Origin of the sequence: Streptomyces anandii JCM 4720 (assembly GCF_014650655.1) — a bacterium.
Taxonomy (GTDB): domain Bacteria; phylum Actinomycetota; class Actinomycetes; order Streptomycetales; family Streptomycetaceae; genus Streptomyces; species Streptomyces anandii.
The window spans coordinates 241,508-247,118 of sequence record NZ_BMVJ01000009.1; the positions used below are offsets into that span (position 1 = coordinate 241,508).

Genomic DNA, 5,611 nt, shown 5'->3' on the forward strand with positions numbered 1-5,611 from the left:
CGATCACCGTGTCGGCGGTGGCCAGGGCCTCGGGGCCGTGCGCCACGTGGATGGCGAAGTCGGCGTCGGTCTCGACCGGGCCCGGCGGACGGACCGAGCAGGTGACGACCTCGTACAAGTAGCGCCCCTGCGCGTCGCGGGGGCGGCCGAAGATCCGGTGCGGGATGCCCAGCTCGAAGGGGAGCAGCCCGTCGAGGGCGAGCACGACGACGCGGTGCGGCCGGAAGGCGGCGCTCCCGGCAGGCTCCTGGCTCTCAAGTCTCCCGTTGCTCCTGGGGCTCCCAGGACTCTCAGCGCTCCCAGCACTCTCAGGGCTCTCAGGGCGTTCGAGGCGCAGGCTCATGGCCCGATCCTATCGAACACTGTCCCTCGGGCCACTCGTTCGGCGACCGTCCCGTACCGGAAGCTCTATGACGTGACCCAGACAACGGAATCCGTGGCCGACCCCACCGGCACGGAGCAACAGCCGCCCAGGCGGCGGACACGCGTGCACCGCGCGTGGTTCGTCGCCGCCGTCACCTTCGTCACGATCGTCGGGGCGGCCGCCTTCCGCTCCCTGCCCGGCCTGTTCATCGACCCGCTGCACCAGGAGTTCGGCTGGTCGCGCGGCACGATCGGCGCCGCCGTCTCGCTCAACCTCGCCCTGTACGGGCTCACCGCGCCCTTCGCCGCCGCGCTGATGGACCGCTTCGGCATCCGCCGGGTCGTCGCGGGCGCGCTGAGCGTGATCGCCGTCGGCTCGGGCCTGACCGTGTGGATGACCGCGCCCTGGCAGCTGTGGCTGTGTTGGGGCCTGCTGGTCGGCCTCGGCTCCGGCTCCATGGCGCTGGCCTTCGCGGCCACCGTCACCAACCGCTGGTTCACGACGCGGCGCGGCCTGGTCAGCGGCATCCTCACCGCGGCCTCCGCCTCCGGCCAGCTGATCTTCCTGCCGGTGCTGTCCTGGACGGTCGAGTCGCACGGCTGGCGCCCGGCCGCCGTCACCGTGGCACTCGCCGCGCTCGCCGTCGTCCCGTTCGTCTGGCTGCTGCTGCGCGACCACCCGGCCGACGTGGGCGTACGGCCGTACGGCGCCGAGGAGTTCGTGCCGAAGCCGGAGCCCGTCACGGGGGCCGCGCGCCGGGCCGTGGGCGTGCTGCTCTCGGCGGTGCGCACCGGGCCGTTCTGGCTGCTGGCCGGAACCTTCGCGATCTGCGGCGCCTCCACCAACGGCCTGGTCCAGACCCACTTCGTACCCGCCGCCCACGACCACGGCATGCCCATCACGGCCGCCGCCTCCCTGCTCGCGGTCATCGGCGTGTTCGACGTGGCCGGCACGATCGCCTCCGGCTGGTTCACCGACCGCTTCGAACCGCGCCGCCTGCTCGCGGTCTACTACGCGCTGCGCGGCGTCTCGCTCCTCTTCCTGCCCATGCTGCTGGCGCCCGGCGTGCACCCGCCGATGGTCTTCTTCATCGTCTTCTACGGCCTGGACTGGGTCGCCACCGTCCCGCCCACCCTCGCCCTGTGCCGTGAGCACTACGGCGAGGACAGCGCGATCGTCTTCGGCTGGGTCCTCGCCTCGCACCAGGTGGGCGCGGCCCTGGTCGCCTACCTCGGCGGCGTCGCCCGCGACGTCTTCGGCTCCTACGACATGGTCTGGTACGCCTCGGGCGCCCTGTGCGCGGCCGCGGCCCTGATGGCCCTGGTGATCCGGCGCCGGCCGCGGGTGCTCAGTCCCGCGCTCGCGTGAAGCGTCCCCGGTGGAACAGCAGTGGTGGCTCATCGGCGGCGCCTGTGCCCAGGGCGTTCACCCTGCCGACGACGATCAGGTGGTCGCCGCCGGTGTGGACGGCGTGGACGGTGCAGTCGATCCAGGCCAGCGCGCCTGCCAGGCGCGGTGAACCGGACACCGGTGACGGATCGTGCGCCACGCCGGCGAACTTGTCCGCGCCGCTCACCGCGAAGGCCCGGCACAGCGCGTCCTGCCGCGCGCCGAGGACGTTGACGCAGAAGACGCCGGCGCGGGCGATGCGCGGCCACGTCGACGACGTACGGCCGACCATGAAGGCGACCAGCGGCGGATCGAGCGAGAGGGACGTGAAGGACTGGCAGGCGAAGCCGGCGGGGGAGGGCTCCCCGGCGGCCGCCGGGGCCGTCACCACGGTCACGCCGGTCGCGAACTGCCCGAGCACGCGCCGGAACTCGCCCTGGTCCACCGGCGCCCGCTCGTCCTCGCGCACGCACCGCAGCTCCGGGCGGGGCAGCGGGTCCACGGGCCGCGCCGCGCCCCCGCCCGTCCCCGTCCTCAGCCTGAGATAGCGGACGGCGGCCTCGGCCATTCCAGCTTGTCCCATCACATCCACCATTGAAGCTGACGACGCGTCAGATAGTAAGCCCCGGAGCCCGGGAGACCGGGAGACCTCAGCGGCCGGTGAACTTCGGCTCCCTGCGCTCCGCGAAGGCCGCCACGCCCTCCCGGGCGTCCGTCGCCGTCATGTTGATCTCCTGCGCGGCGGCCTCGGCGGCGAAGGCGGTGGCGCGGTCGCCGTCGAGGGAGGCGTTCACCAGCTGCTTGGTGAGCGCCAGCGCGCGCGTCGGACCGGCGGCCAGGCGCGCCGCCCACGCGTCCGCCGTCGCCGCCAGCTCCCCGTCCGGCACCACCCGGTTGACCAGGCCCAGCCGCTCGGCGTCCGCCGCGGACAGCGCGTCCGCGAAGAACATCAGCTCCTTCGCGCGCCGGGGGCCGACGAGCCGCGGCAGCAGATACGCGCCACCCCCGTCCGGTACGAGCCCGCGCCGCGCGAACACCTCCACGAACCGCGCGGACTCCGCGGCCAGGGCCAGGTCGCAGGCGAGGGCGAGATGGGCGCCGAGCCCGGCGGCCACGCCGTTCACCGCCGCGATCACCGGCTTCTCGCAGTCCAGCACGGCGGCGATCAGCCGCTGGGCGCCCAGGCGCAGCAGCCGGGCCACGTCCCCGGCGATCCGCTCTCCGCCGGCCCGCTTCCCGGCGTCCGCCGCGCCGCCGGCCCGCTCCACGCCCGCGGTGCCCGCGCGCAGGTCCGCTCCCGCACAGAAGCCGCGGCCCGTCCCGGTCAGGACGACGGCCCGTACGTCCGGGTCGGCCGACGCGTCGTCGAGCTGCGCGATCAGGCGGTCCCGGTCGGCGGGGGTGAGCGCGTTCAGGGTCTCGGGGCGGTCGAGGGTCAGGTGCAGGACCTGCTCGCGGACCTCCCGCCGTACACCCCCGGCCCTCGCCTGCGGCGTCACCGGCAGACCGCCAGCGCGTCCAGAGCCACCGCGCCCTGGCCCCTCGGCAGCACCACCAGCGGGTTGATGTCCAGCTCCGCGAGATCGCCGCCGAGCTCCAGCGCCATGCGCTGCACCCGCAGCACGACCTCGACGAGCGCGTCCGCATCGGCCGGCGGACGCCCCCGCACCCCGTCCAGCAGGGCCCGGCCCCGCAGCTCGGCGAGCATCGCGCGCGCCTGCTCCTCGCCGAAGGGCGGCACCCGCACCGCCGCGTCCCGCAGCACCTCGACGAGCACGCCCCCGAGCCCCACGGTCACCGTCGGCCCGAACAGCTCGTCGTGCGTGACGCCGACGACCATCTCCACGCCCCGCTCGACCATCTGGCACACCAGCACGCCGTCCAGCTCCACGCCCTCGTAGCGGGCGGTGTCGGTCAGCTCCCGGTAGGCGTCGCGGACCTGGCTGGCCGAGGTCAGCCCGATCCGCACCAGGCCCAGCTCGGTCTTGTGCGCGAGCCGCGCGCCGGAGGCCTTCATCACCACCGGGTAGCCCACCAGCCCGGCCGCGCGCACCGCCGCCGCCGCGCTGGTCACCAGCTGCTCGCGCGGCACCCGGATGCCGTAGGCGCGCAGCAGCTGCTTTGCCGCGTGCTCGCTGAGCTGCTCGCCGGGCCGCATCAGCGCCCGCGCCTTGCGGAAGGACGGTGACGGGGTGCGCGGCGCCTCGTCGAAGGGGGAGCGGTAGTCGCGTACGAAGCGGTGGTGGCCGAGCCAGGCGCGTACGGCGGTCAGGCAGTTGCCCACCGTGCGGAAGGTGGCCACGCGGGAGGAGCCGAGCAGCACCTCGCGGTACGCCGCCTCGGTGCCGACCGGGGAGCCCCACACCACGCACACCAGCTTGTCCGTGTGCTCGGCCGCGTCCACGAGGTCCCGTACGAGCCGGTCGCTGAGCGGCGGGAAGGGGCCCGTGACCGGGCAGATCAGCACCCCGATCCCGGGGTCGGCGAGGATCGCGTCGATGATCTTCCGGCCGCGGCTGTCGCCGACCGGGTGGCCGCCGCTGTCGACGGGGTTCGCCACATTGAGGAACTCCGGTATCCACTGGTGCAGTTCGGTCTGCCTGGCGTCGGACAGGGGCGGCAGCCGCAGTCCGGCCGCGGTCGCCAGATCCGCCACATGGGCGCCGGTGCCGCCCGAGATGGAGTAGACGGCCACACCGTCGGCGAGCGGGGGGCGGGCCCGTGCGAGCAGGGCGGCGGTGTCCTGGAGTTCGTCCAGGCCGTCGACGCGGATCACGCCGTACTGCCGCATCGCCGCGTCCACGACGTCGTCCGCGCCGGTCAGCTTGCCGGTGTGCGAGGCGGCGGTACGGGCGCCGGTCTCGGTGCGGCCGACCTTCACCGCGACCACGGGCACCCCGCGCCGGGCGGCGCGGTCGGCGGCGAGCAGGAAGGCGCGGCCGTCCTTGAGGCCCTCTACGTACGCGGCGATGGCGCCGACCTCCGGGCGCTCGGCGAAGTAGGAGATGAAGTCGGCGGTCTCCAGGTCGGCCTCGTTGCCGGTGGGGGCCCAGTGGGAGAGCCGGATGCCGAGCTCCTGGAGCGCGAAGACGGGCCGCCCCTGGTGTCCGGACTGGGTGATCAGGGCGATGGCCGGACCGTCGAGGTCGGTGCGGAACTCCTCGAAGGCGTTGAGGTTGGTGTTCGGCCCGAGCAGCCGCATCCCGGACTCCCGTACGGCCGCCGCGAGCCGGTCCTGCGCGAGCGCCCCGGCCTCGCCCGTCTCCGCGAACCCTGAGGCGAATGCGACGGCGAACCGCGCCTTGGCCTCGGCGAGTTCGGCGATCACGGGGAGCGGGTCGGCGACCAGCAGCACGGCCAGGTCGACCTGCTCGGGCAGGCCGGCGACGGAGGGCACGCAGGGGATGCCGAACACGGCCTCGCGACTCGGATGCACCGGGTGCAGCCGCGCCCCGACGCGCTCGGCCCAGGCGACAAGTTGCCGGGTGATGCCGGTGTTGGGCCGCCCCTCGGCGTCCGAGGCGCCGATCACGGCCACGGACTCGGGGCGGAAGAAGCGGTCCAGGCCGGGCACGTCGGCGTGCAGCGGACGGCCGCTGACGTCGAGCGGCACGGCGACCGCGGCGCCGGGGGCACCGGGTTCGCCGGGTGCACCGGATGTGCCGGGGGCACCGGTGGCGCCGGGGGCGTCCACCGCCCGGCCGTGGACGGTGACCGGCCCGGACCGCGGCTGCTCGCACGCGAGGACCCGGGCCCGGCGGGAGTCGGTGGTCAGGGTGCCGTGGGTTGATCCAAGCATCGTTCCGCCCGCTCCTGTCCTGACGGCTACGTGGCAGCGCGACAGCGACACACACAACT

Annotated in this window: 5 protein-coding genes; 1 reads left to right on the top strand and 4 read right to left on the bottom strand. The window is 74.6% G+C overall.

The features are described from left to right. The coding region (locus IE249_RS40060) for a type 1 glutamine amidotransferase family protein (RefSeq protein ID WP_506367045.1) at positions 1–343 on the bottom strand (343 nt) is incomplete at its 3' end. Between the two features lie 72 nt (positions 344–415). Between IE249_RS40060 and IE249_RS18555 the strand changes: the two genes are divergently transcribed. Next, positions 416–1,732 (top strand): MFS transporter, encoded by a 1,317-nt coding sequence (locus IE249_RS18555; protein ID WP_189705943.1) that lies wholly within the window; start codon positions 416–418, stop codon positions 1,730–1,732. Here the strand turns inward: IE249_RS18555 and IE249_RS18560 are convergent. From IE249_RS18560 to IE249_RS18570, 3 genes are all read right to left on the bottom strand, one after another. Further along, positions 1,713–2,336, bottom strand: coding sequence for a flavin reductase family protein (locus tag IE249_RS18560; RefSeq protein ID WP_229858782.1), 624 nt, complete (start codon positions 2,334–2,336; stop codon positions 1,713–1,715). The genes IE249_RS18555 and IE249_RS18560 overlap by 20 nt on opposite strands. A gap of 67 nt (positions 2,337–2,403) precedes the next feature. Continuing rightward, a complete protein-coding gene (locus IE249_RS18565; protein ID WP_229858784.1) occupies positions 2,404–3,252 on the bottom strand; it encodes an enoyl-CoA hydratase/isomerase family protein in 849 nt (282 codons plus the stop codon). Then, positions 3,249–5,552, bottom strand: a complete 2,304-nt coding sequence (locus IE249_RS18570; protein WP_189705944.1) for an acetate--CoA ligase family protein — start codon at positions 5,550–5,552, stop codon at positions 3,249–3,251. Before IE249_RS18570 ends, IE249_RS18565 begins: the two co-directional genes overlap by 4 nt. Positions 5,553–5,611: the final 59 nt, after the last annotated feature.